This is a genomic window from Streptomyces sp. STR69 (assembly GCF_024519455.1).
Taxonomy (GTDB): domain Bacteria; phylum Actinomycetota; class Actinomycetes; order Streptomycetales; family Streptomycetaceae; genus Streptomyces.
Genome location: NZ_JALJRY010000004.1, coordinates 276,493 through 299,849, shown reverse-complemented (window position 1 = coordinate 299,849; position 23,357 = coordinate 276,493). Strand labels below are relative to the sequence as shown.

Here is a 23,357-nt window from a genome sequence, read left to right as displayed (position 1 = left end):
CAGAAGGTGGGGTGATTCCGGAACGGGACAGCAAGGGCGGTACGGGACGGGTCAGGGGTGGTACCGGACGTCGAGCGCGTCGAGCCGGGCCGTGTGGCCGTCGAGCCGGGCGCGGAAGTCGTCCCAGTCGGTCGGGCCGCTCCAGGCGCGGTCGGCCAGGGCGCACAGGCGGGGATAGGTGAGGTACTCGACGCGCTCGGGTGTCGTGACGAACTCGGTCCACAACTGGGCCTGGGTACCGAGCACTTGACGGGCTGCCTGGGCGTCCGCGTCCTCGGGAACGGGGTCGTGGGTGTGGACGGTCCGCAGATCGACGACCTTGCCGGACTGCGCCGGGGGCTCGCGCGGGTCCTCGGACTGGGCGTAGTCGAGGTAGGTCGCCCGGTGATAGGCGCTCACCACCTGGTGGCCGCGCCGGGCGGCCGTCAGGGTGTGTGCCGCGTCGCGCCAGGTCATCACCGTGAAGTCCAGGGGCAGTTCGGCTCCTGTCTCGGCCCAGCCGACCGGGCGCCGCCCGTGCCGGACGAGGAACTCGCCGATCCGCCCGAGGAACCAGCCGTGCAGCGCGGCGGGACTCGACAGGCCCTGCGCGACCGCCCGTTCGCGCGCGGCGGTACTGCTCGTCCACTCGGCGGTGGGGCACTCTTCGCCGCCGACGTGGATGTACGGCGAGGGGAAGACGTCCATGACCTCGTCGAGGACGGTACGGCAGAAGTCGAGGACCTCGTCGTGGACGGCGAGGACGGTGTCGCACACGCCCCACCTGGTCCAGACGTCGAGGCTGCGCTCCGGGTGGTTGCCCAGCTCGGGATAGGCGGCCAGGGCGGCCCGGACGTGCCCGGGCATCTCTATCTCCGGCATGACGGTCACACCGCGAGCCGCCGCGTACGCCACCAGGTCGGCGAGTTCGGCCCGCGTGTAGGACCCGCCGTGCGGTACGCCGTCGTACAAGTCGCTTCCGGCGGGGCCCTGTTGGGACTCGGCGCGGTGGCCGCCGATCTCGGTGAGCTTGGGGTAGGCGGCCACCGGCATGCGCCAGCCCTGGTCGTCCGTGAGGTGGAGATGGAACATACCGATCTTGTGCAGCGCCAGCAGGTCGACGTACCGGCGCAGATAGGAGACGGGCTGGAAGTGCCGGGCCACGTCCAGCATCGCGCCGCGCCAGGGGTGCCGGGGCAGGTCGGTGATCTCGATGCAGGGGAGCAGCCACTCCGTGTCGGGCTGTGGATTCGCCGACAGGGCTTGTGGGGGCAGGAGTTGACGGATCGTCTGGATTCCGCGCAGCAGTCCGGTGAGGTGCGCGGCGCGCAGCAGGACGGCGTGCGGGGCGACGGTGAGTCCGTAGCCCTCGTCGCCGAGACCGGCCAGGCCGGGGTCGAGCGTCAGGGTCAACTGCCCGTCGGGGGACGCCCCCAGGGGCAGTCCGGTGGCGGGGGCGAGCAGGGTGCGCAGCAGGTCCGCGGCCGGTTCGGCGCCCGCGCCGATGTGCAGCGCGGTGTCGGCGTCGAGCGTGAAGTGCCCTGGCCGGGGTGCTGACTTGGTGGGTCGGGGGACGAGGAAGAGCGCGGAACGCTGTGCGGGCATGGATCGTCTCCGGGACGGGGGCGTGTGGGGGTGGTGCGCAGCGTCAGCCCTTGACCGCGCCGGCCGCGAAGCCGGAGGTGACATGGCGCTGGAGCAGCAGGAAGATCACAAGTGCCGGTGCCGCGAAGAGAGTCGAGGCCGCCATGGTGGCGCCCCAGTCGGTGCCGAAGACGTTCTGGAACGAGGACAGCCACACGGGCAGCGTGCGGTGGTCCTGCTGTTTGATGATCAGGAAGTTGGCGTAGGTGAACTCGTTCCAGGCCGTGATGTAGCCGAACAGCGAGGTGGCCATCAGACCCGGTGCGAGCAGCGGGAACGCGATGCGCCGGAACGCGCCGAACCGGGTGCAGCCGTCGACCTGCGCGGCCTCCTCCAGCTCCGGCGGGATGGTGCCGATGAAGCCGCGCAGCACGATGATCGTGAACGGCAGCGTCATCATGAAGTAGACGAGCGTCAGCGTCGGCAGCCGGTCCAGCATGTCGGTGTCCCGGGAGATGATGTACACCGGGATGATCAGTGACTCCCAGGGTGCCATCTGCGCGATGAACACCATCAGCATGAACTGCCGGCGCCCCTTCCACCTCATCCGGGCGACCGCGTAGGCCGAGCCGAGCGCGATGACGAGGGCGAGCAGGACCGCGCTCAGCGTGACGAGAACGCTGTTGCGCCAGAACAGTCCGAAACCGGTGGCGCCGACGGCCGTACGGAAGTGGTCGAGGGTCCAACTCCCGGGAATGATCCGGGGGTTGTCGGACTGGATGTCACGGGTCGGGGTGAACGCGGTCGCGACCATCCAGTACACCGGGAACAGGCACACCAGGACCGTGAGGACGGCGGCGGCGTTCAGGGGCAGACGGCGGATCCGGGGCCGGGTCGTGCTCATGCGAGCTCGTCCTCCTGGCGGAACATCTGACGGAAGTAGAAGACCAGCACGCCCGACATCAGCACCACGGTGACCATGGAGGCCGCCGAACCGAGGTCGTAGCGCTGGTGGGAGAGCGCGGTCTGCACCGCGTACACGGGCAGGATCGTGGTGGCGTCGCCCGGCCCGCCGTTGGTCATCACCCAGATCTGCACGAACGCCTTGAACGTCCAGATCACTTCGAGGGAGAACACCAGCAGGAAGATCGGCCGGATCATCGGGAAGGTGACCGAGCGGAAGATCCGCGGCCCCGACGCCCCGTCGATGCGGGCCGACTCGTACAGTTCGACGGGGACGGTGGTGAGCGCCGAGTACAGGGTGATCGCCGCGAAGGGCACGGACTGCCACACCACGAGCGCGACCACGATGGCGAAGGCGGCCGGGCCGTGCGCGAACCAGGGATAGCGGTCGAAGGACTCGAACCCCATCCCGGTCAGGACCGCGTTGACGATTCCGAACTCCGAGTGGAACAGCCACTGGAAGACCGTCGTCGCCGAGATCACCGGCATCGCCCAGGTCAGCACGAGCGCGCTGAGCACCGTGGTCCGCCCGAACCGGCCGAGCCGCTCGACCATGAGCGCGACCAGCGTGGACAGCGTCATGATCAGTACGACGTTGATCGCCATGAAGAGGAACGTGCGCCGCACGACCTCCCAGAAGTCGCTGTCGCCCAGCAGCGTCCCGTAGTTCCGGAGGCCGACGAACTTCGCGTGCCCCAGGATGAGTTGGCGCAGCCCGAAGTCCTGCAGCGAGATCACCACGGCACGGATCAGCGGATACACGAGCAGATAGAGCGTGCCGAGCACGGCGGGCGCGATCAGGAGGTACGGCCAGATTCCCCGGCCGCCGGACTTCGACGGGCGGCGCGTGCCCGGTGCCTGGGAGCGCCGGGGCGGGTCGGTACCGAGTGGGGGACGGGGGGCGGTCTGTTCTCGGACGGCCGGCACGGCGCTCCTCCTTCCGGTCAACGGGCGCTTCAGGAGCCGGAGTTCATCGCCGCGGTGATGGCCTCGGACGCGGTGGCGGCCTTCTTCTGGATGTCGCCGCCGGTGAGCACGGCCGTCATGTAGTCCTTGATCGGGTTCTTCGCCTCGACGGCGGCCCAGCCCGGGGTGTTGGGCGTGGCGTGGCCCTGCGCGGCGCCGACCGCCATGGCCGCGGCACCCGGGTCGGCGGCGACGGCGGAGGCGAGGGTGGTCTTGTTCGGGACGTAGCTCATGGCGAGCGCGAGCTTCTTCTGCCAGGTGTCGCCGGTGAGTTCCTTGATGAACGTGTAGGCCGCGTCCTGCTTGGTGGACGCCGTCGGGATGACGAGGTCGGACCCACCTGTGAAGACCGCGCCGGGCGTCGCGGCGGTCTTGCCCGGGATCGGGAAGAAGCCCAACTTGCCCTTCAGGGCCGGGTTGTTCTGGATGACGACGTTGGCGCCGCCCGGGGACGAGACGACCTGGGCGACCTTGCCCTTGGCCATGACGTCGGCCTGCGGCGGGTTGGCCTCGTCGGAGTCCTTGGGGCCCTTGCCGAGGGCCTGCAGCTTCTCGTAGAACTGCATGCCGCGAATCGCCGCCGGGGTGTCCAGCGTGCCCTTCCACTTGCCGCCGGACTGGACGGCGAGGTCGCCGCCCTCGTCCCAGATGAAGCCGGAGAGCGTGTACCAGTTCTGGCCGGGCAGGTAAATGCCCTGCGTGCCACCGGAGTTGAGCCTCTTGGTGGCGGCGATCCACTGGTCCCGGGTCTTGATGGCGGACGCGTCGACACCGGCCTGCTTGAAGAGGTCGGTGCGGTAGATGACGACGCGGTTGGCGGCGTAGTACGGAATGCCGTACTGCTTGCCGTCGTAGGCGCCCGGCTCGGCGAGGCCCTTGAGCCAGGTCTTCCCGCCGAGGTCGTCGACCTTGTCGCTGAGGTCGCGCAGCCCCCCGCTCTGCGCGAACTGGGCGACCTGGGTGTTGCCGGTCTCGATGACGTCCGGTGCGTCGTTGCTGGCCAGGGCGGCCGTGACCTTCTCGCCGATCCCGTCCCACTCCTGGATCTGCACCTTGACCTTGATGTCCGGGTGGGCGGCCTCGAAGCCCTTGACGAACTCGTTCTGGAACTGGGCGGAGACGCTGTCGCGCATCAGCCAGACGTCGATGGTGGTGTTTCCCCCGGAGCCTTTGGAACTGCCGTCGGAGGTATCGGAAGAGCTGCTGCAGGCACTCAGCCCTGCTGTCATCACGAGCACGGACACGCCGGCGAACATACGGAGCTGCACGGTTCACCCCTGGAGGACATGAACTGACCACCTGACCAGTGAAGCCCACTGGACAGCTCACCTCTCGATGTGGGGATGAAGGTGGCATAGACCAATGCGGGCGTCAACCCCCTCTGCCGCTAGGGGATTTGGCCCGTATATCGGTCGGGAACCGGATGATCACCGGCCGATGGTGGTTACACTTCCCCGGTCAAGAGGGGCGAACTGCGGGCACTCGCTGGTCAACTGGTCAACCGGTCGGCCGGGGGTTCCGCGTACGAGGGAGTGCGACATGAAGGCCGACGCGCCAGGGGCGGTACTCAAACGGGAGCGGGTCCGCGACTTCATCCTCGACCTCGTCGAGTCGCAGCAGCCGGGGGACCCGATCCCTTCCGAGCGCGCCCTCTGTGCCCGCCTGGGCGTGTCCCGCCCGACACTGCGCGCGGCGGTCGACGAACTCGTCGCCGCGGGGCTGCTGGTGCGGGAGCACGGGCGCGGCATGTTCGTGGCGCCCGAGAAGATCACCCAGGAACTCGTCTCCGCCGAGCAGACCATGACGGCGCCGCAGGCCTCCGGGGCCTGGTCGAGCCGGCTGCTGGAGTTCACCACCATCCCGGCCGGTGCCCGGGTGGGGCGCAGACTGCGCCTCTCGCCCGCCGCCGAGATCGTGTACGTGGCGCGGTTGCGGCTGGTCGACGGCGCCCCGATGGCCATCGAGCACCTGCACATCAGGGCCGATCTGGTCCCCACCCTGTCCGCACAGGAGCTGGAGACCGGCGACCTCTACGAACACCTCCGGGAACAGCACGGCGTGCACGTCCAGGAGGCGGTCCAGGCGATCGAGCCGACGGTCGTCACCAAGGCCGAGGCCGAACTCCTCGACGTCCCCGAACTCTCCCCGGCCCTGCTCTTCGAACGCCTCACCTCGGACACGACCGGGCGGCCCGTCGAGTACGTCCACTCGATCTACCGCGGCGACCGCTACCGCATCGTCTCCCGCCTCACCCTCGGTCCCTCGGTCGCGGCCCCCACGGCCCCCCTCGGCCACCACCCCGGCATCCCCCCGGGCGACTTCGCCCACCGCGACACCATCGAGTCGTCGACGCGGGGGGACATCCAGTCGGGGGCGTGAACTGCCGCTGAGGGCAAGGTGGTTCTACAGCTCGCCGGGGCGGCCGTAGCGGTAGAAGAACGGTCCGTCGAGCTGGCCCGCCAGAGCGCGGGTCAGGCCGGAGCTGTCCTCCAGGAGGCGGGCGCCGGGGGTGAGGTCGCCGACGTAGAGCGGGTCGAAGCCGGCGTCGGTGATGAGTCGCGCGGTGAGGTCCTTCGCGGCGGGTTCGGCGGCGTAGAGGTTGCTCGGGGTGACGCGCTGGGTGCCGATCCGGTCGTACGCCGAGGCGAAGACGGTGTTGAAGGACTTCGCGGTCGGACCGCCGACGATCGACTTGACCTGGTGCGCGAGCGAGGGGAAGGACTCGTCGCGGTCGCCGTAGAGGTTCGTCGCGTCGATGGTCACCTGGCCGCTGAGCCCGGTGACGCCGGCGAGCGCTTCGGCGATGAGCCCGCCGGGGACGGCCACGACCACCACGTCCGCGTCCGAGGCGTCACCGCCGTCCCGGCCCAGCGTCCTGACCTGGTGCCCGGCCTTCTCCCACAGCCGGGCCAGGCCGCCGCCGACGTGTCCTCGTCCGATCACCGTGATGTTCATGTCGGGCCCTCCGGTCTGCCGGGAGTTCGCTGTCCTCGTTGACGTATCAACAAAACACCAGGCTTGTTGTCATGTCAACCAATGCTGGAGCTCAGACGGCCTGCGCGGTGGGCAGGATGGTGATCTCGGTCAGGTTGACGTGGCGCGGCACGGCGGCCATGAAGGCGACGGTCTCGGCGATGTCGGCGCTCTGCAGGACGTCGATGTCGTGGATGAGGTCGGCCATCAGCTTCGACGCGTCGGCGTCCGTGACGTGGTCGGGGAGCTCGGTGTCGACCATGCCGGGCTCGATGGTGGCCACGCGGACCATCTTCGGGCCGAGCTCGACCCGCAGCAGCCGGGTGAGATGGCTGATGTAGGCCTTGGTGCCGGAGTAGATCGAGAACTTCGTCAGGATGCGGGTGGCCGCGATCGACGAGGTGTTGATCAGGTCGGCCGACTTGCCCGCGGCGGCGGAGTCCGTGAGGTGGGGGAGGAACGCGGCGATCACGTTCATCAGTCCGCTGATGTTGAGGTCGATCTGGCGCTGCCAGTCGTCGACCTTCAACTCCTGGATACCGGAGATGAGTTGCACACCGGCGTTGTTGAACACCAGGTCGGCCTTGCCGAAGCGCTCGGCCACCTCGTCGGCGGCGCTCTGGACGGCGGCCCGGTCGGTGACGTCGACGGCCAGGGCGAGCGCGGTGCCGCCGCCGGCCTCGATGTTCTTCACCAGGCTGTCCAGCCGCTCCTTGCGGCGGGCCAACGCCACGACGGTGGCGCCGAGTTCGGCGAGGCGTTCGGCGGTGACGGCACCCATGCCGCTGGAGGCGCCGGAGACGACGGCGACACGGCCGGCCAGCGGGGTGCCGGTGAGTAGGGCGGAAGTGGACATCGCAAGACCTCGATCTCTGTGCGGGAAAGCGTGCCGGGGGTGCTGGGAAGTGTGCTGGGAACGGTGTTTGACGGTGTGTCAGGCGACGTCGTCGTGCGCGGTGGCCGCGGACTTCTCGCGCCACGGGGTCAGGTCGTCCTGCACCTGCCGGTACTTGACCTCCAGCCGCTCCAGCGTGTCGCGGCCGAGGTAGAGATGCGTGGGCAGCTTCTCGGTGCCGGTGACCTCGACGATCAGCGCGGCGCCGCGCACGGGGTCGCCGAGCTGGGCGTGGTTGGCCCGGTCGATCCAGTCCAGCGTGACGTGGGCGGGGGTGTCGTCGTAGTCGGCGATACGGTTCGCGGCCACCGAGAGCGAGCTCGCGTCGAGGAAGTTGGTGCGGAACACGCCCGGTTCGACCACCATCGACTGGATGCCGAACGGTGCCATCTCCGCGGAGAGCGCCTCGCTGACGCCTGCGACCGCGAACTTCGAGGCGGAGTACAGGCTGACACCGGGCTCGCCCTCGAAACCCGAGCGGGAACCGATGTGCACGAGCCTGCCGGAACCCTGCTTGCGCATCACGGGCAGGACGGCCCGGGTGACGTTGATCAGGCCGAACACATTGAGGTCGAACAGCGAGCGGGCCTCCGCGTCGGTGATCTCCTCCAGCGCGCCGAGCAGACCGCGGCCCGCATTGTTCACCAGGACGTCGATACCGCCGAAGCGCTCCACGGCGGCCTCGACCGCCTGCGGGATGCTGTCGTTGTCCGTGACGTCCAGTGCGACCGCGAACACGTTGTCCGACTTCTTCAGGTCGCCGGGCACCCGCTCCGGATTCCGTACGGCGACCACGACATTGTTACCGCCTGCCAGCGCGGCCCGGGCGATTTCCGCGCCGATTCCACGGGAGGCGCCGGTGACAAACCACGTAGCCATGGGGAAAACCTCTTTCTTCGCTTCCCCTTGTGGGGGATTTCCTGTTGACACAAATGAGTCTGTCCCTCCAGCGAGGAGCTATGAAGGCAGCGGTTTTCCTGGGAGTCCCACACCCAGGAACGGGGACCGGACCGCGAAGTCGGTGACATGTCAACAAGCTGGTACGGTGACGGCATGTCCGAACCCCGATGGCTCACCCCCGACCAGGCCGAGGTCTGGGCGAAGTACCGGACGCTGCGCCGCACCCTGCAACGGGCCCAGGACCAGCAGCTGCAGCGCGATTCGGGCCTCTCGGCGGCCGACTACGCGCTCCTCGCGCCCCTGTCGGAGTCCGCCGACGGGGTGCTGCGGGCACGGGACCTCGGCGCCGAGGTCGACTGGGAGCGCAGTCGGCTGTCCCACCAGATCAGCCGCATGGAGAAGCGCGGGCTGGTCACCCGCGAGGCCTGCGCCGACGACGCCCGCGGCTCCATGGTGCGGCTGACGGAAAAGGGCCGAGAAGCTATCGAGGCCGCCGCACCCGCGCACGCGGAAAATGTACGGCGGCTCGTGTTCGATCCGCTGACTCCTGACGAGGTGCGCCTTTTCGGCGAGATGCTGCACCGAATACTGGAGGCTGTCGAGCAGAATTCCCAGTAAAAGCCAATGCGGCAAAGGGCCGTGCTTTTATTGGGCGTCCTGTGCCGGATTCTGCTGGTGCGGCACCTCTGGCAGGCTGAGCGAGCCCAGCAGAGCCAGGGCGTCCGCCGAGGGGGAGTCAGGCTCCGCCTGGAGAACGATGAGCTGCTGGCCCGGCGCGCTGCGGATGTTGAGGGCCTCGTGCCGCAACTCCAGTTCCCCCACCACGGAATGCCGCATCCGCTTCACCTCGTAGGGCGGGACCCGGGTGTACTCACGGGCCCACAGTGAGCGGAACTCGCCGCTGCGCACGGACAGTTCACCGACGAGTTCCAGGATGCGGGGATCCTCGGGGGTGCTCGCGGCGGTCTGCTGGAGGTCGGCGACCGCACGGTCCTTGGCCCGCTCCGCGTTCCGGTAGAACATCTTGGCCGCCGGGTCAAGGAACAGCATCCGCAGCACGTTGTCCTGCTGGGCGAAGTCGCCGTAGAGGGCGTCGGTCAGGGCGTTGGTGGCCAGCAGGTCCTGGGCGTGGCCGACGATGAAGGCCGGTGTCCCGGTCCAGCTCTCGATCAGCTGCCGCAGATGCGGGCGGACCCGCTCGACCCGCACGGGCTGCCTCGTACGACGGGCCGTGGGCCGTGCGAGGCGGAACAGCTCCCGCCGGTCCTCGTCCCCGAGCCGCAGCGCACGGGCCATCGCCTCCAACACGCTTACCGATGGGCTGAGTTCACGGCCCTGCTCCAGCCGGCTGTAGTAGCCCGGGCTGACCCCCGCGAGCGCCGCGACCTCGTCGCGTCGCAGCCCGGGCACCCTGCGGCGGCCGGAGCCGGCCAGTCCCGCGTCGGCGGGGCTGACGCGTTCCCTGCGGGAGCGGAGGAAACGACCCAGTCCTTCCACCGGGTCGGGGCGCGTGTCGTTGTCCATACCGTCGAGGCTAGGCGGAAAACACCGGGAGAAGTTCGGTCGACAGTGGGTGCGTCGCACCCAGGACCGCGGCTCCCCGGGTGACGCGGGAGGGCCGGCCCACGGCGAATCACTGTGTGTGCAGCGTGTGGAACCTGGTGCAATGGTGGACGACCGATCCTTCTCATCGATCGAAAAGCATTTAGTCTTGCCGCATGAGCAATGGGACCCCTTTGGGTGATTTCCTCCGGGCCCGCCGCGAGGCCCTCAAACCCCAGGACGTCGGTCTGCCGGAGTACGGCCGCCGCCGGGTGCCGGGTCTGCGCAGGGAGGAAGTCGCGCTGCTCGCCGGAGTCAGCTCCGACTACTACATCAGGCTGGAGCAGGGGCGGGAGAACAGCCCGTCCGCGCAGGTGCTGGAGTCCGTGGCGCAGGCGCTGAAGCTGGACGCGGAGTCCACCGACCATCTCAACCGCCTCTGCCTCGCGCCCTCGCAGCGCCCGCACGGCCGGAGCGAGGCCGAAGTCGGCGCGCAGCTGCTGCAGTTGATGGACGGCTGGGAGCACACCCCGGCCTTCGTCCTCGGCCCGGCCCTGGACATCCTCGCGGGTAACTCCCTCGCCACGGCGCTGCACAGCGGGTTCGACGCCTTCGACAACCTCGCCCGCAATGTGTTCGTCGACCCGGCAGGACGCGAGTTCTACCAGGAGTGGGAGCGGGCCGCGCACTCCTGTGTCGCCGAACTCAGGGCCGCCTACGGACATGATCCCCAATCGGCCCGGATCGCCGAGGTGGTCGCCGAACTGTCCGACGCCAGCGAGGAGTTCACCGCCCTATGGCGGCTGCACGACGTCAAGTCCAAGTCCCAGGAGGGCAAGCACCTCAAGCACCCGGACGTCGGCGACCTGCACATCGCGTTCGCCGCCTTCACGGTCAACGGCGCCCCGCACCAGCAACTCGTCGTCTACCAGGCCGAACCCGCGAGCCCCACCGCGGCGGCCTTCGAGACGCTGCGGGCCCTGGCCACCGAGCCGAAGAAGGCCCGGGCGACCGCACACTTGTGACCGCGCCGGGAGTTTCAGGTCTGGACGGCGAGAAGGTGCGGGCCCTGCTCGTCGCGGAGCGCGTCGCCGACACCCGCACCCTCGACGGCCCGACGAGGCCTACCGGCAGGTGCAGCGACGCCACACCCGCGGGAAGATCGTGCTCAGTCAGGTCCCGCCGGACGAACGTGCCGCCCTCGCCGACGAGCTCCGCAGCCCTGATGCCTGACCACACTCCATGGAGGACTCCATGCCCGTACGTCGTATCGGCCTCGTCGTCCACCAGGGGCGGGCGACCGCCCGGGACGCGGCACGCGCCGTGCACAGCTGGAGCGAGGCACACGGCGTCCGCTGCACGGAGATCGACGTGTGGGCCAAGGACCAGCACCGCCGCACCGGACGCGAGGAGGCCGAGGCCGCGGGCAACCCCGACCTCGTGGTCACCCTCGGCGGCGACGGCACCTTCCTGCGCGGGGCCCGCATCGCCGTCAAGAGCGGAGCCGACGTCCTCGGCGTCGACCTCGGCAAGGTCGGCTTCCTCACCGAGGTCCCGGCCTGCGACATCGGCGACGCCCTCGACGCCGTGCACGAGGGGCAGGCCATCGTGGAGGAACGCATGACGCTGACCATGCGCGCCTCCCGGCCCCTGGACATCCCGGCGGAGATGGAGTCCCTGCTGCGCTACGGACGCGGTCCCATGCTGCCGCCGCCGCAGGTCAGGCCCGAGACCACGGAGGGCGGCGGCTGGGGCTGCGCGCTGGACGTCATCGCCCTCAACGACGTCGTCCTGGAGAAGCTCGCCCGCGACCGGCAGGTCAGCGTCGGCGTCTACCTGGCCGGCGGGCTGCTGGCCAGCTACTCGGCCGACGCCCTGGCCGTCGCCACCCCCACCGGATCCACGGCCTACAGCTTCGCCGCCGGCGGACCCGTCCTCTCACCCCACATGGACGCCCTCGTCTTCACGCCCATCGCCCCGCACATGACCTTCGACCGCAGCGTCGTCGCGGCCCCCGACGAACCGGTCGGCCTACGGGTACTGCCCCACTCGGGCCAGGCCGCCGTCAGCGTCGACGGCCAACTGCGCGGCGTCCTGGACCCCGGCGACTGGATCGGCGTCTTCCGCGCCCCGCAGCGGGTCCGCCTCATCCGCCTGCGCCCCACCGACTTCTACGGCCGACTGCGCGACCGGTTCCGGCTCACCGACGCCCCCGCCACCGCCCAGGACGGCCCGGCGGCCCCCTTCTTCCGCCCCGACACCCCCGTCCCGCCGGACCTCGCCGGAATGCGCCTGCCCCCGCCCGCCGCCGCGCGCTGAGGAGTCGTAGAGGGAAGGTTCCGCGTCGAGGGGTCACACCGGCAGGCGGACGGTGAAGACCGTGCCGGCGCCGACCGTGCCGGCCACCGTCACCGTCCCGCCGTGCGCCTCCGTGAGGCGGCGGACGATGGCCAGGCCGAGACCGCTGCCGCCGGTGCGCGGGCTGCGGGACTTCGCCGCAAGGAGATCGGTCTGCGCCGCGCGCTGGGGCCAACAGGGGTCAGATCCGCGGCCAGTTCCTCACCGAGTCGGTGGCCCTGTCCTGCCTGGGCGGTCTGGCCGGCACGGTCCTCGGCGTCCTGGCGACGGTCGGCTACGCCGCCTACCAGGGCTGGCCGCCGGTGATCCCGCTGCCGGCGGTGGCCGGCGGCTTCGGCGGTGCTGTCCTGATCGGCATGGCCGCCGGTGTCCACCCCTCCATCAGGGCCTCCCGGCTCACCCCGACGGAGGCGTTGGCGACGGCGTGAGGCTGTGGGGAACGCCGACCCGCCCCCGCACGTACGGACGACTTTCACATGGGCGCCACCAGACCCTTCCCTGACGTTTGTTGCTCTTGGAACACTCGCACCGCGCGCATTTCGCCATGTTCCGGCCGGCCGCGCGTCAGGATGAGAGGTGCCTCACCCATGTCCGAAGTCAATCGGCGTCGCTTTCTCCAACTCGCGGGTGCCACCACGGCGTTCACCGCGCTGTCGAACAGCATCGAGCGTGCCGCCGCGCTCCCCGCGAACCACCGTTCCGGGAGCATCGAGGACGTCGAGCACATCGTCGTCCTGATGCAGGAGAACCGGTCGTTCGACCACTACTTCGGTTCGCTCAGAGGTGTCCGGGGCTTCGGCGACCCGCGTCCGGTCGTGACCCGGCAGGACGGAAAACCGGTCTGGTACCAGTCGGACGGCACGAAGGACATCCTGCCGTTCCGCCCCGAGGCGGACGACCTGGGCCTGCAGTTCATCCAGGACCTCCCGCACGGCTGGAACGACGGGCACGCCGCTTTCGACGGCGGCAAGTACGACAAGTGGGTGCCGTCCAAGGGCTCCACGACGATGGCGTACCTGACCCGCGAGGACATCCCGTTCCACTACGCGCTCGCCGACTCCTTCACCATCTGCGACGCCTACCACTGCTCGTTCATCGGCTCGACCGACCCCAACCGCTACTACATGTGGACGGGTTACACGGGCAACGACGGCCAGGGCGGCGGCCCCGTCCTCGGCAACGACGAGGCCGGCTACAGCTGGACGACGTACCCCGAGCGGCTCGAAAAGGCCGGGGTCTCCTGGAAGATCTACCAGGACGTCGGCGACGGCCTCGACGCGGCCGGCGGCTGGGGCTGGATCCAGGACGCCTACCGCGGCAACTACGGCGACAACTCGCTGCTCTACTTCAAGCAGTTCCAGAACGCCCAGCCCGGCGACCCGCTCTACGACAAGGCCCGCACCGGCACCGACGCCACCAAGGGCGAGGGCTTCTTCGACCGGTTGAAGGCCGACGTCAAGGGCGGCAAGCTGCCGAAGATCTCCTGGGTCGTCGCCCCCGAGGCCTTCACCGAGCACCCCAACTGGCCCGCGAACTACGGCGCCTGGTACGTCTCCCAGGTTCTGGACGCGCTGACCTCCGACCCGAAGGTGTGGGCGAAGACGGCTCTGTTCATCACCTACGACGAGAACGACGGCTTCTTCGACCACCTGGTCCCGCCGTTCGCGCCGGGCTCCGCCGCGCAGGGCAAGTCGACCGTGGACGTCGGTCCCGACCTCTTCGCGGGCAACGCCAGCCCCCCCGCCGGTCCCTACGGCCTCGGCCAGCGGGTGCCGATGATCGTCGTCTCGCCCTGGAGCAAGGGCGGTTACGTCTGCTCGGAGACCTTCGACCACACCTCGGTCATCCGCTTCATGGAGCGCCGCTTCGGTGTCCACGAGCCCAACATCTCGCCGTGGCGGCGCGCGATCTGCGGCGACCTGACCACCGCCTTCGACTTCTCCCACAAGGACGTCAAGAAGGTCTCGCTGCCGGACACCGACGGCTACCAGCCGCCGGACAAGAACCGCCACCCCGACTATGTGCCGACCCCGCCCGCCAACCCCGTGCTGCCGAAGCAGGAGCGCGGACTGCGCCCGGCCCGCCCGCTCAAGTACGCGTCGGCGGTGGACGGTTCGGCGGACACGGCGGCCGGGAAGTTCACGCTCGCCTTCGCCTCCGGTGCCAAGGCCGGCGCCAACTTCCTGGTCACCTCCGGCAACCGCACGGACGGGCCCTGGAGTTACACCACCGAGGCCGGCAAGACCGTCTCGGACACCTGGAACTCGGCCTACTCCAACGGCTCCCACGACCTGACCGTGCACGGCCCGAACGGCTTCCTGCGCGTCTTCAAGGGCCCCGGCAAGAGCGCCGGACCCGAGGTCACCGCCCGCGACTGCGGCGACGACGTCGAGCTGACCTTCACCAACAAGGGCTCCGGCACAGTGCAGTTGAAGGTCGCCAACGGCTACGGCGGCAAGACCCTGACCGTCAAGGTGCGGGCGGGTGCCACCGTCCGGCACACCTTCGACCTCGGCGCCAGCAAGCGGTGGTACGACCTGACGGTCACCTCCGACGGCGACGCGGGCTTCCTGCGGCGATTCGCCGGACATGTCGAGAACGGCCGCCCGGGGGTCAGCGACCCGGCGTTCGGGCAGGTGTGACCGCTGTCGTAGCGCCGGTTGTATTCCGGGGCACTCGCGGTAGTGTGCCCCGGTGACCACGCATTCGAACACACCTGCAGGCTGGTACCCGGATCCGCACGGAGCGCCCCAGACCCTCCGTTACTGGGACGGCGCGAAGTGGACCGAGCACACCAACCCGGACCAGCAGGCGCAGGGCGCCCAGCAGGCGCCGCAGGGCGTACCGCAGCAGGCGCCCGGGCCGGACCCGCGGGTCCAGCAGCAGGTTCAGCAGCAGGCCGGGGTCGCCGGGGGTGGCCCCGGCGGCGGTGGTCTGTTCAGCGAGCCGGTCCTCGTGGTGAACCAGAAGGCCAAGCTGATCGAGCTGACCAACGAGTACAAGGTCATGGATCAGAACGGCAATCTGATCGGCACCGTCACCGAGATCGGCCAGAGCGCGCTGAAGAAGGCGCTGCGCTTCGTCTCCAGCCTCGACCAGTTCATGACGCACCGGCTGGAGATCCGGGACGCCCACGGACAGCCGCAGTTGGTGCTGACCCGGCCCGCGAAGATCATGAAGTCCAGGGTGATCGTGTCCCGTCCCGACGGCTCGCCGGTGGGCGAGATCGTCCAGCAGAACATGATCGGGAAGATCAACTTCGGGCTGATGGTGAACGGTCAGCAGATCGGCGCCATCAAGGCGGAGAACTGGCGGGCCTGGAACTTCGCGATCGTCGACCACGCGGACAACGAGGTCGCCCGGATCACCAAGACCTGGGAAGGCCTCGCCAAGACGATGTTCACCACCGCGGACAACTACGTCCTGCAGATCCACTACCAGCTGCCCGAGCCGCTGCTGAGCCTGGTGGTGGCGACGGCCCTGACCGTCGACACCGCCCTCAAGCAGGACTCGCGGGGCCTCGGCTGACCCCGATCAGAGCGCGGTGAGGTGCCCCGGCTCGGACCGTCGGTTCGGCTGCCGGGGCATCAACGCCGGTTCCAGGGAGGCCGATTCGGGCTCCAGCGCCAGGACGGCGGCCACGGGATGATCGTGGTCGCCGTACTCGTTCGGCAGCGGCACGACCGGGGTCACCCGGGTCAACAGCACCACACCCCACGACGCGAGTGCGGCCCCCGCCAGCGCGAGGAGGATGCCGGCCGCACCGCCCTGGAGGCGTTCGCCGAGCAGGGCCAGGCCGATCCCGGCGGCGGCCAGCGGGTTCGCCAGGGTCACCACCGCGAGCGGGGCACCGAGGCCGCCCCGGTAGGCGGTCTGCGACAGCAGCAGCCCGCCCGCCGCGAACACCGCGACCAGCAGGGCGACTCCGACCACCTGCATGCTCAGCAGCGGGCCCGAGCGGTCCGTCGCCGCGACCGTCACCGTCTGCGTGAGCGCGGAGGCGACACCCGAGGCGACACCGGACGCCGAGGCGTGCCGTAGACCGGGCTTCGCGCCGCGCCGGGCCAGCAGGCCGATCAGCGCGGACGTCGCGCCCGCGACCGCCAACGCCTGCGGAACGGTGAGGACTTGGTCGGGCTGCGGTCCGGACGCCGTGACCAGGAGGGCCGACAGGCCGAGCAGGGTGAGCGCGGTGCCCCGCCACTCGACCGCGCTGACCCGCCGCCCGGCCACCCGCGCGCCCATGGGCACGGCGGCGACCAGGGTGAGCGCGCCCAGCGGCTGTACGACGGTCAGCGGACCGTACTTGAGGGCCACCACGTGCAGCAGCGCGGCCGACGCGTTCAGGACGACCGTCCACCACCAGGAACCCGTGGCGAGCAGCCGCAGCATGCCCGCGTCGGAGTTGCGGGACGCCAGCCGTTCCTGCGCCACGGCGGCGGCGGCGTAGGCGACGGCCGAGAACAGGGAGAGGCCGACGGCGACGAGCGTGGCGTTCATCGGCCGGCTCCGACGAGAACCGGCTGCTTCTCGGGGGCGAGCTCCGGCTGACCGCGACCTGCCGTGGTCGCCGTGCGGTGCGGCGGGGGGGTCAGCGCGAGGGCGATGCCGAGCATGGCGGTGGCGACGATCGCGTCCAGCCAGTAGTGGTTCGCCGTGCCCACGATCACGAGCAGCGTGACCAGGGGATGGAGCAGCCACAGCCAGCGCCAGCGTGAGCGGGTGGCCACGATCAGGCCGACCGCCACCATCAGCGCCCAGCCGAAGTGCAGCGAGGGCATCGCCGCGAACTGGTTCGAGAGGTGGTCGCTGGTCGGCGGACCGTACACCGAGGGGCCGTAGACCTTCGCGGTGTCGACCAGGCCCGTCGCGGCCAGCATGCGCGGGGGCGCGAGCGGGAACACGAAGGGCAGGACCAGGGCGGCCGAGGTGACCGTCGCCAGGACCCGGCGGGCCCAGACGTAGTGCGCCGGGCGCCGCAGGTACAGCCAGACCAGGAAGGCCACGGTGGCCGGGAAGTGGACGGTCGCGTAGAAGGTGTTCGCGAGGTGCACGAGGGTGTCGCTGTGCAGCAGCACCGACTGCACCGAGCCCTCGCCGGGAAGATGCAGGGTCCGTTCCAGGTCCCATACGTGGCGGGCGTTGTGCAGGGCCTCCACGGTGTGGCCCGTCGCCAGCTGGCGGCCGAACTTGTAGACGAGGAAGAGTCCTGCGACGAGCAGGAGCTCACGGACGAGCGGGGGCCGCGCTATCGCGCTGGTCCCCGGCTCTGCAGGCTCGGTGCGGGCATTCATCCCCCGGCCCCTTCGCTGACGGTGGTGCGTGTGGTGGTGCTGGCAGGGCTTGTGACCCGTCCGGCGGCCCGAACTCATCGGTACGAGTTCGTTCCGATACGCCAGTGTACCGATACGAGAGTGTTCCGATACGCCGCTGTACCGGTACACTGGCGTATCGATAGCGAAACGAGACACACTGTCGAGCGGTCCTCGAGTCCGCGGGCCGAGCGAGGAGAAGAGCCATGACGTCGCAGGCTGAGGACGCACCGGACACGGTCGCCGCCTCGCGCCGCTCCAAGATCACGCCCGAGCGTGAGCGGGAGTTCTTCGACGCCGTGCTCGACCAGATCAGAGAATGCGGGTACGACTCTGTCAGCATGGAGGGCGTCGCCAGCAGTACGCGGTGCAGCAAGTCCACGCTGTACCGGCAGTGGGGGACCAAGCCCCAGTTCGTCGCCGCCGCGCTGCGCGCCAACCGCCGGGCGCACTTCACCGGCATCGACACCGGCTCCCTCGCGGAGGACCTGCGCCAGGCCGCGCGGGCCGCGGGCGCCTGGTCGGCGAAGGACACCAAGCTCGTCTCGGCCCTCGGCCACGCCGTCACCCAGGACAGCGAACTCGCCCAGGCCCTGCGCGAGGCGCTCGTCCACCCCGAGATCGCCGCGCTGGAGGACATCCTGCGCCGCGGTGTGGAACGCGGCGAGATCCCGCCCGACCACCCCGCGCTGCCGTACGTCCCCGCCCAGATCTTCGGCGTCCTGCGGGCCCGCCCCGTCCTTGAGGGCTGCTACGCCGACCCCGACTACCTCGTCAGATTCGTGGAGGCCGCGGTGCTCCCCGCGCTGGGCCTGTCCGGGTCGCCCTGAGAATCAGGCCGCCGTCCATGGGATGACTGGACGGTGACCTGGCCGCGCCGCACCGTGGGGACGGGGGCGGCGCGCACCCCCCGGCCGGGTGGGGTTCCTCTTGAGCGGAGAGGCGCCCCACCCGGCCGACTGTGTGCCGGGGGCGGAACGGGATCAGATCGTCTGGCCGTCGCCGCCGCCCGAGGCCACCTTGATGCCCGCGGTGATCTGGTCGATCAGGGACTCCTTCTGGCCGACGTCGACGCCGAAGCGGACCACGACCATCTGGCCGGTGCTCGCGGGCGAGGGGAACGCGAGCGACTCGACATAGCCGTCGGCACCCTTGCTGGTGACCGCCTTCCAGCGCACCAGGTAGCCCTTCTGCCCGGCGACGGTGATGGCCTTGGAGGCGAGCACCTGGTGCGAGGTGATGCCGCCGTAGACCTTGCCGCCGTACTGCTGTTCGGCCGCGGCGGAGATGTCGGCCTTGGCGACCGCCTCGGCCGTGCTGCCGGCGGTGCCGAGGAGCACGGCGGGGGCCGAGTACGCACCACCCGTGGAACAGTCCTGGGACGTGTCGCCGGGGCACTTGTACGTGTCGTTCGCGCTGACTTGGGCGCCACCCTCGATGACCTGGCCGTACCAGTCGGACGGCACGGTGAAGCTGATGCCGTCGAGCGAGTCGGTCACCGTGCCGCCGGCCTTGACCTTCGGCTGCGCGGACTGGCTGGGCGCGGGTGTCGCACCGCCCGTACCACCGGAACCACCCGTCCCGCCGGACCCGCCGAAGGGATTGCCCTGCCCGCCCGTGCCGCCCTGGCCCTCGGGTCCGCCCTGGCCGCCGACACCGCCCTGCCCGTTCGGCGCCTGCTGGTTGCCGGCCTGGTTGCCGTTCCCGCTGTCGTTGCCGGACAGCGCGTAGGCGCCGACACCGATGGCCGTCAGGACCGCGACGGCCACCGCCACGGCTATGCCGGTGCGGAGGTTGCGGCGCGACGCGGCCGGGGGCTGCGCGGGATACGCCGGGTACGCCCCGGGGAACGGCGGCTCGGTCGGAGGACCCCATTCGGCGGCCGACCCGGCCGGGCGGGTCCGGTCCGTCCATGCCGTGCCGTCCCACCAGCGCTCGGTGGAGGGACCGTCATTCGTCTGCCCGGGATCGGGGTACCACCCGGGGGGAGTCACCTGCGTCATGTCCCTACCGTATGAGGCGTCGGTGAAAGCGGGATGAGAGGATCCGGCCGCGACTCGCGTCGGTCGCCCTCCTGCACAACGGACGGCGGCCCGGAATCAGTTCCGGGCCGCCGCCGTACCAGGTGCGGGGTCGCCGTCGGCCACCCAGCGGTAGGCGATCAGCAGTACTTCTTCTTCACCGCGTAGGCAAGGCTCGTCTTCGGAACGGTGGCGTTGCAGCGAACACCGCCGTCCACCTGATCGGTCCAGCTCTGGGCCTTTCCGCGCTGGCCGGTCTTGACCCAGCCGATGCCGTCGCAGGCCCACCGTGTCCAGTTGCCCGAGACTTTCCGCGTGCCGGAGTAGATCACGTACGTGCCGTTCTGCTTCAGCGTGTAAGTGATGCTCTCCGAATGCTTGTTGGTGTAGGAGCCCGACGCCTGGAGTTGCAGACTGGCGCTTCCCTCAAGGCTCGCTATGAGGACCTCGGCGCTGATCTTGGCCCCGGCGGTGTAGGTCACCGAGGCCCCGATCATGAGGACCTTCTCGACGCTGTACGTCTTGGTGACAGTGCCGCCCGTGTAGTTTTCGATGACTTTGCGATGGGTGATTGCCCAGGGCTTGGTCACCTTCGCCCAAGTGATCTTGTGGCCGGTGCAGTGGTTGACCGCGGAAGCCTGGGTCGCCGGAGCGGCGACGAGCACGGATGTCGTCATGCCGGTGACGAGGGCGGCACTGGCCCATTTCTTGTTCATGGTTGATTCCCCGTTGTGGTGAGTGATCCGATCCTGGATCGGACGACCGGCATTGATTCGCACATGCCAACATCGGTCGCCGAGCGGATTCGATCACGCAACCCGCCACCGGCACAACGAATTTGAGCTGATTCACAGACTGGATCGGCGCGGGACGGGCCTGTTCATGGTGTTACGCGATTGATCGAAAGTGGCTTCATTTGGATGCCTTCTGACTGTTCGTCATGCCCAAGAGCCCCGCCGTCACCCGATACGGCAACAGCTGCCCGGACCCGCCTCCGCTCCGACAGCCGGACGGCTACGCTCGAGGCCTGTACGTCGTTCGGCCTATTCGTGGAGGAATCGGGATGACGGAGGACCGGCCTCCGGAGGCCACCTCGGCCTCCCTGTGGGAGCGCGACGAAGAGATCGCCGGTGTCGTGGAGGCGATCGACGCCCTGTGCGTGGACCAGTCGTCCTCGGGCAGTCTGCTGGTCGTCCGGGGCGAGGCGGGATTCGGCAAGACCGCGCTCCTGGCGGAGATCCGCCGCATCGCCGAGGAGCGCAACTGCGTGGTCTGGCAGGCCCGCGGCGGCGAGACCCTCAAGTCCGTCCCCTTCAACGTCGTACGGCAACTGCTGCAGCCCGCCCTGCTCTCGCTGATGCCCGAGGAGGCACGCGAGTACCTCGGCGACTGGTACGACATCGCGGGACCCGCCCTCGGTATCGCCGAACCCGGCGAGCGACGGGCCGACCCGCAGGGCGTGTGCGACGGCCTGGTCGCCGCCGTGCGCAGACTCGCCAAACGCGAGTGGCCCCTCGTCCTGCTGATCGACGACGCCCACTGGGCCGACCAGGAGACCCTGCGCTGGCTCTCCGCGTTCGCCGAGCGCCTCGACGACCTGTCCGTCCTCGTCGTGGTCGCCCGCAGGCCCGGCGAGGTCACCGGCGAGCGCGGCCGTTATCTGGACGCGATCGCCGACCTCACCGGCCACCCCATCACCCACCTGAGCGTCCTGACCCCGGAGGCGACCGCCGGCCTCACCCGCGCCACCGTCGGCCCGCACGCCGACGACCCGTTCTGCCGCGAGGTGTGGGCGGTCACCGGCGGCAACCCGTACGAGACCGTCGAACTCCTCGCCAAGGTGCAGGACAGCCAACTCCAGCCGGTCGAGGCCTCGGCCGCCGAACTGCGCGCCCTGAACGCCTCCTCACGCGGCGACGGACTCGTCGCCCGCCTGGACGGCCTCGGCACCGAGGCCACCCGCTTCGCCTGGGCCGCCGCCATCCTCGGCACCGGCATCTCCGCGAAGCTGGTCGCTCGGCTCGCCACCATCAGCGGCGACGAGGCGGACCGCTGCGCCGAACTGCTGCGCGACGCCCGTATCCTCACCGCCCCCGACCCCGCCGTCTCCCAGGCCGACGCCGGCGAGCTGGAGTTCGTCCACCCGCTGATCGCCAGCGCCGTCTACGACTCCATCCCGGGCGGATGGCGTACGGCCATGCACGGCATCGCCGCCCAGGTCGTCACCGACTCCGGCCGCGGCGCCGCCGCCGCCTCACGGCACCTCCTCCAAGTGCACCCGGAGGAGGACCAGGAACTCGTCGAGCAGCTGCGCGAGGCCGCCAGGGAACACCTCTCCATCGGCGCCCCCGACGCCGCCCGCCGCTGTCTGGAGCGCGCCCTGGTGGAGCCGCCGCTCGCCGAGACCCACGCGAGCGTGCTCTACGAACTGGGCTGCGCCACCCTGCTCACCGCACCCGCCGTCACCATCGGCCACATCCAGAGCGCCCTGGCCATGCCGGGCCTCGACGGCCACGCGCGCGTGGACGCCGTCTTCCGACTGTCCCAGGCACTGACCCACAACGACCAGCTGGAGGAGGCCGTCCGCACCGTCGAGGCGGAGGCCGCCCGGCACGAACCGGGCGCCGCCAGGATGCGGTTGAAGGCCGTGCAGTACATGTGGGAGGGCATCCACGCGGGCGAGGGCACCTCCCCGGGACGCTCCGAGCGGCTCGCCGAACTCGCCGCGACCTGCACCGGCCGGGACAACTCCGAGCGGGCCCTGCTGATCCTGCGCGGCTTCGACGCCATGACCCACGGTGAGAACGCCGAGGAGGTCGTCGAGGTCTGCGACCGAGCCCTCGTCAACGGACGGCTCGCCCCCGGACTCGGCTGGACCGACACCGAGTGGGGCCTGGAGATCCTCATGATGCTGGCCAGCGCGTACGCCTACACGGACCGCCTGGACCGCGCGGAGAGCCTTTACAACGAAGCGCTGCGCGCCTACGAGACGGCGGGCTGGAGCGGCGGCCACCTCTCCCTGGCGCACGCCTATCTCGGCCTCGGCCTCCGCAGGCGCGGCCGGCTCCGGGAGGCGGAGATCTCGCTGCGCGAGTCCCTGCGGCTGGCCGAGCGGGTCGGCCGCGGACTGCCCCTGTACTGGTCGGCGACCTGCAACCTGGTCGACACGCTGCTCGCCCGCGGCCATGTCGAGCAGGCCTGGGCGATCGCCGAACAGTACGGCTTCACACCGCCCTACCCGTCCACCATCGTGCTGCCCGACCCCCGCTGTGTGCGCGGCCGGCTGCTGATCGCCGTCGGCCGGACCAAGGACGGCATCAACGAACTGGAGCAGGCCGCGAAGGCGGCGAGCGTGCGCAGCCACCACAACCCGGTACTGGTCCCGTGGGCCATCGACCTCGCCCGGGCCCTCGCCGTCGAGGACCCGACCCGCGCCGCCCAGCTCGCCTCCGACGCCCGCCGCCGGGCCGAACGCTTCGGCACGGACACCGCCATCGGCGAGGCCCTGCGGTGCGCTGCCGCGCTGGAAACGGGTCAGCGCGCGGTACGGCTTGCTGCGCAGGCTGTTGCGTACCTGGAGTCTTCGCCCTGCCAGTACGAGCATGCGGCGGCGCGGGTGGAGTACGGGATCGCTGCGCGGTCCGTGGCTGAGATCAACAGGGGTCTGACGCTGGCGCGTTCGTGCGGGGCAGACGGCTTGGTGGCGCAGGCGCGGGAGGTGTTGGAGACGGGGAGGGGGTTGCGGTGAGTCGTTGTTAGGCCGCGGGCCGGTGGGGGCTGGTCGCGCAGTTCCCCGCGCCCCTAAAAGACATGGGCCGGCGTGTGCTTTGAGGTGCGCGCAGTCCTCGTGCACCTAAAGACATA

The 23,357-nt window shown here is 70.2% G+C and carries 20 protein-coding genes and 2 pseudogenes; 9 read left to right on the top strand and 13 right to left on the bottom strand.

The window, feature by feature from the left end:
- Positions 1 to 51: 51 nt before the first annotated feature.
- The 4 genes from OC490_RS09800 to OC490_RS09785 are packed head-to-tail and all read right to left on the bottom strand — an operon-like array spanning position 52 to position 4,748.
- Complete coding sequence (locus OC490_RS09800) at positions 52 to 1,584, bottom strand: beta-N-acetylhexosaminidase (RefSeq protein ID WP_262057445.1); 1,533 nt, start codon at positions 1,582 to 1,584, stop codon at positions 52 to 54.
- A 43-nt stretch (positions 1,585 to 1,627) separates the two neighbouring features.
- Entirely contained in the window at positions 1,628 to 2,467 is an 840-nt protein-coding gene (locus tag OC490_RS09795; protein WP_262057444.1) for a carbohydrate ABC transporter permease, read from the bottom strand.
- Positions 2,464 to 3,453, bottom strand: coding sequence for a carbohydrate ABC transporter permease (locus OC490_RS09790; protein ID WP_262057443.1), 990 nt, complete (start codon positions 3,451 to 3,453; stop codon positions 2,464 to 2,466). The genes OC490_RS09795 and OC490_RS09790 overlap by 4 nt, the downstream gene beginning before the upstream one ends.
- Positions 3,454 to 3,482: 29 nt before the next feature.
- A complete protein-coding gene (locus OC490_RS09785) occupies positions 3,483 to 4,748 on the bottom strand; it encodes an extracellular solute-binding protein (protein ID WP_262057586.1) in 1,266 nt (421 codons plus the stop codon).
- 283 nt (positions 4,749 to 5,031) lie between these two features.
- Here OC490_RS09785 and OC490_RS09780 point away from each other — a divergent pair, with 283 nt between their 5' ends.
- Positions 5,032 to 5,871 carry a GntR family transcriptional regulator gene (locus OC490_RS09780; protein ID WP_262057442.1) on the top strand — a complete coding sequence of 280 codons (840 nt, stop codon included), beginning with the start codon at positions 5,032 to 5,034 and terminating at the stop codon, positions 5,869 to 5,871.
- Positions 5,872 to 5,895: 24 nt separating this feature from the next.
- Here OC490_RS09780 and OC490_RS09775 read toward each other — a convergent pair whose 3' ends face one another.
- From OC490_RS09775 to OC490_RS09765, 3 genes are all read right to left on the bottom strand, one after another.
- Positions 5,896 to 6,447, bottom strand: a complete 552-nt coding sequence (locus tag OC490_RS09775; RefSeq protein WP_262057441.1) for a dinucleotide-binding protein — start codon at positions 6,445 to 6,447, stop codon at positions 5,896 to 5,898.
- 91 nt (positions 6,448 to 6,538) lie between these two features.
- The gene (locus OC490_RS09770; protein WP_262057440.1) at positions 6,539 to 7,321 is read right to left on the bottom strand and encodes an SDR family oxidoreductase; all 783 of its coding nucleotides are present in this window, start codon (positions 7,319 to 7,321) and stop codon (positions 6,539 to 6,541) included.
- A 78-nt stretch (positions 7,322 to 7,399) separates the two neighbouring features.
- The gene (locus OC490_RS09765; RefSeq protein ID WP_262057439.1) at positions 7,400 to 8,239 is read right to left on the bottom strand and encodes an SDR family NAD(P)-dependent oxidoreductase; all 840 of its coding nucleotides are present in this window, start codon (positions 8,237 to 8,239) and stop codon (positions 7,400 to 7,402) included.
- A gap of 174 nt (positions 8,240 to 8,413) precedes the next feature.
- Between OC490_RS09765 and OC490_RS09760 the strand changes: the two genes are divergently transcribed.
- Entirely contained in the window at positions 8,414 to 8,878 is a 465-nt protein-coding gene (locus OC490_RS09760; protein WP_262057438.1) for a MarR family winged helix-turn-helix transcriptional regulator, read from the top strand.
- Between the two features lie 27 nt (positions 8,879 to 8,905).
- Here OC490_RS09760 and OC490_RS09755 read toward each other — a convergent pair whose 3' ends face one another.
- Positions 8,906 to 9,784: a helix-turn-helix transcriptional regulator gene (locus OC490_RS09755; protein ID WP_262057437.1), complete on the bottom strand. Its 879-nt coding sequence runs from the start codon at positions 9,782 to 9,784 to the stop codon at positions 8,906 to 8,908.
- Positions 9,785 to 9,978: 194 nt separating this feature from the next.
- Here OC490_RS09755 and OC490_RS09750 point away from each other — a divergent pair, with 194 nt between their 5' ends.
- Both OC490_RS09750 and OC490_RS09745 read left to right on the top strand, forming a co-directional pair.
- Positions 9,979 to 10,827, top strand: coding sequence for a helix-turn-helix transcriptional regulator (locus OC490_RS09750; RefSeq protein WP_262057436.1), 849 nt, complete (start codon positions 9,979 to 9,981; stop codon positions 10,825 to 10,827).
- 229 nt (positions 10,828 to 11,056) lie between these two features.
- Positions 11,057 to 12,121: an NAD(+)/NADH kinase gene (locus OC490_RS09745; RefSeq protein ID WP_262057435.1), complete on the top strand. Its 1,065-nt coding sequence runs from the start codon at positions 11,057 to 11,059 to the stop codon at positions 12,119 to 12,121.
- Positions 12,122 to 12,154: 33 nt separating this feature from the next.
- Here the strand turns inward: OC490_RS09745 and OC490_RS09740 are convergent.
- A pseudogene (locus OC490_RS09740) lies at positions 12,155 to 12,301 on the bottom strand (ATP-binding protein); the annotation flags it as partial.
- On the opposite strand from OC490_RS09740, the pseudogene OC490_RS09735 reads away from it, so the two are divergent.
- The 3 genes and pseudogenes from OC490_RS09735 to OC490_RS09725 form a co-directional block, all read left to right on the top strand.
- A pseudogene (locus OC490_RS09735) lies at positions 12,296 to 12,588 on the top strand (ABC transporter permease); the annotation flags it as partial. The pseudogenes OC490_RS09740 and OC490_RS09735 sit on opposite strands and share 6 nt — an antisense overlap.
- 159 nt (positions 12,589 to 12,747) lie before the next feature.
- A complete protein-coding gene (locus OC490_RS09730) occupies positions 12,748 to 14,802 on the top strand; it encodes a phosphocholine-specific phospholipase C (RefSeq protein WP_262057434.1) in 2,055 nt (684 codons plus the stop codon).
- Between the two features lie 52 nt (positions 14,803 to 14,854).
- A complete protein-coding gene (locus OC490_RS09725) occupies positions 14,855 to 15,688 on the top strand; it encodes a phospholipid scramblase-related protein (RefSeq protein ID WP_262057433.1) in 834 nt (277 codons plus the stop codon).
- Positions 15,689 to 15,694: 6 nt separating this feature from the next.
- Here OC490_RS09725 and OC490_RS09720 read toward each other — a convergent pair whose 3' ends face one another.
- Both OC490_RS09720 and OC490_RS09715 read right to left on the bottom strand, forming a co-directional pair.
- Positions 15,695 to 16,660, bottom strand: a complete 966-nt coding sequence (locus OC490_RS09720; RefSeq protein WP_262057432.1) for a hypothetical protein — start codon at positions 16,658 to 16,660, stop codon at positions 15,695 to 15,697.
- Positions 16,657 to 17,454, bottom strand: coding sequence for a phosphatase PAP2 family protein (locus tag OC490_RS09715; protein ID WP_262057431.1), 798 nt, complete (start codon positions 17,452 to 17,454; stop codon positions 16,657 to 16,659). The genes OC490_RS09720 and OC490_RS09715 overlap by 4 nt, the downstream gene beginning before the upstream one ends.
- A 224-nt stretch (positions 17,455 to 17,678) precedes the next feature.
- On the opposite strand from OC490_RS09715, the gene OC490_RS09710 reads away from it, so the two are divergent.
- Positions 17,679 to 18,302, top strand: coding sequence for a TetR/AcrR family transcriptional regulator (locus OC490_RS09710; protein ID WP_262057430.1), 624 nt, complete (start codon positions 17,679 to 17,681; stop codon positions 18,300 to 18,302).
- A gap of 153 nt (positions 18,303 to 18,455) precedes the next feature.
- Here OC490_RS09710 and OC490_RS09705 read toward each other — a convergent pair whose 3' ends face one another.
- Complete coding sequence (locus tag OC490_RS09705) at positions 18,456 to 19,475, bottom strand: DUF2510 domain-containing protein (protein WP_262057429.1); 1,020 nt, start codon at positions 19,473 to 19,475, stop codon at positions 18,456 to 18,458.
- A gap of 158 nt (positions 19,476 to 19,633) precedes the next feature.
- Positions 19,634 to 20,209, bottom strand: a complete 576-nt coding sequence (locus OC490_RS09700; RefSeq protein WP_262057428.1) for a hypothetical protein — start codon at positions 20,207 to 20,209, stop codon at positions 19,634 to 19,636.
- A 347-nt stretch (positions 20,210 to 20,556) separates the two neighbouring features.
- On the opposite strand from OC490_RS09700, the gene OC490_RS09695 reads away from it, so the two are divergent.
- The gene (locus tag OC490_RS09695; protein ID WP_262057427.1) at positions 20,557 to 23,241 is read left to right on the top strand and encodes an ATP-binding protein; all 2,685 of its coding nucleotides are present in this window, start codon (positions 20,557 to 20,559) and stop codon (positions 23,239 to 23,241) included.
- The last annotated feature ends 116 nt before the right edge of the window (positions 23,242 to 23,357 follow it).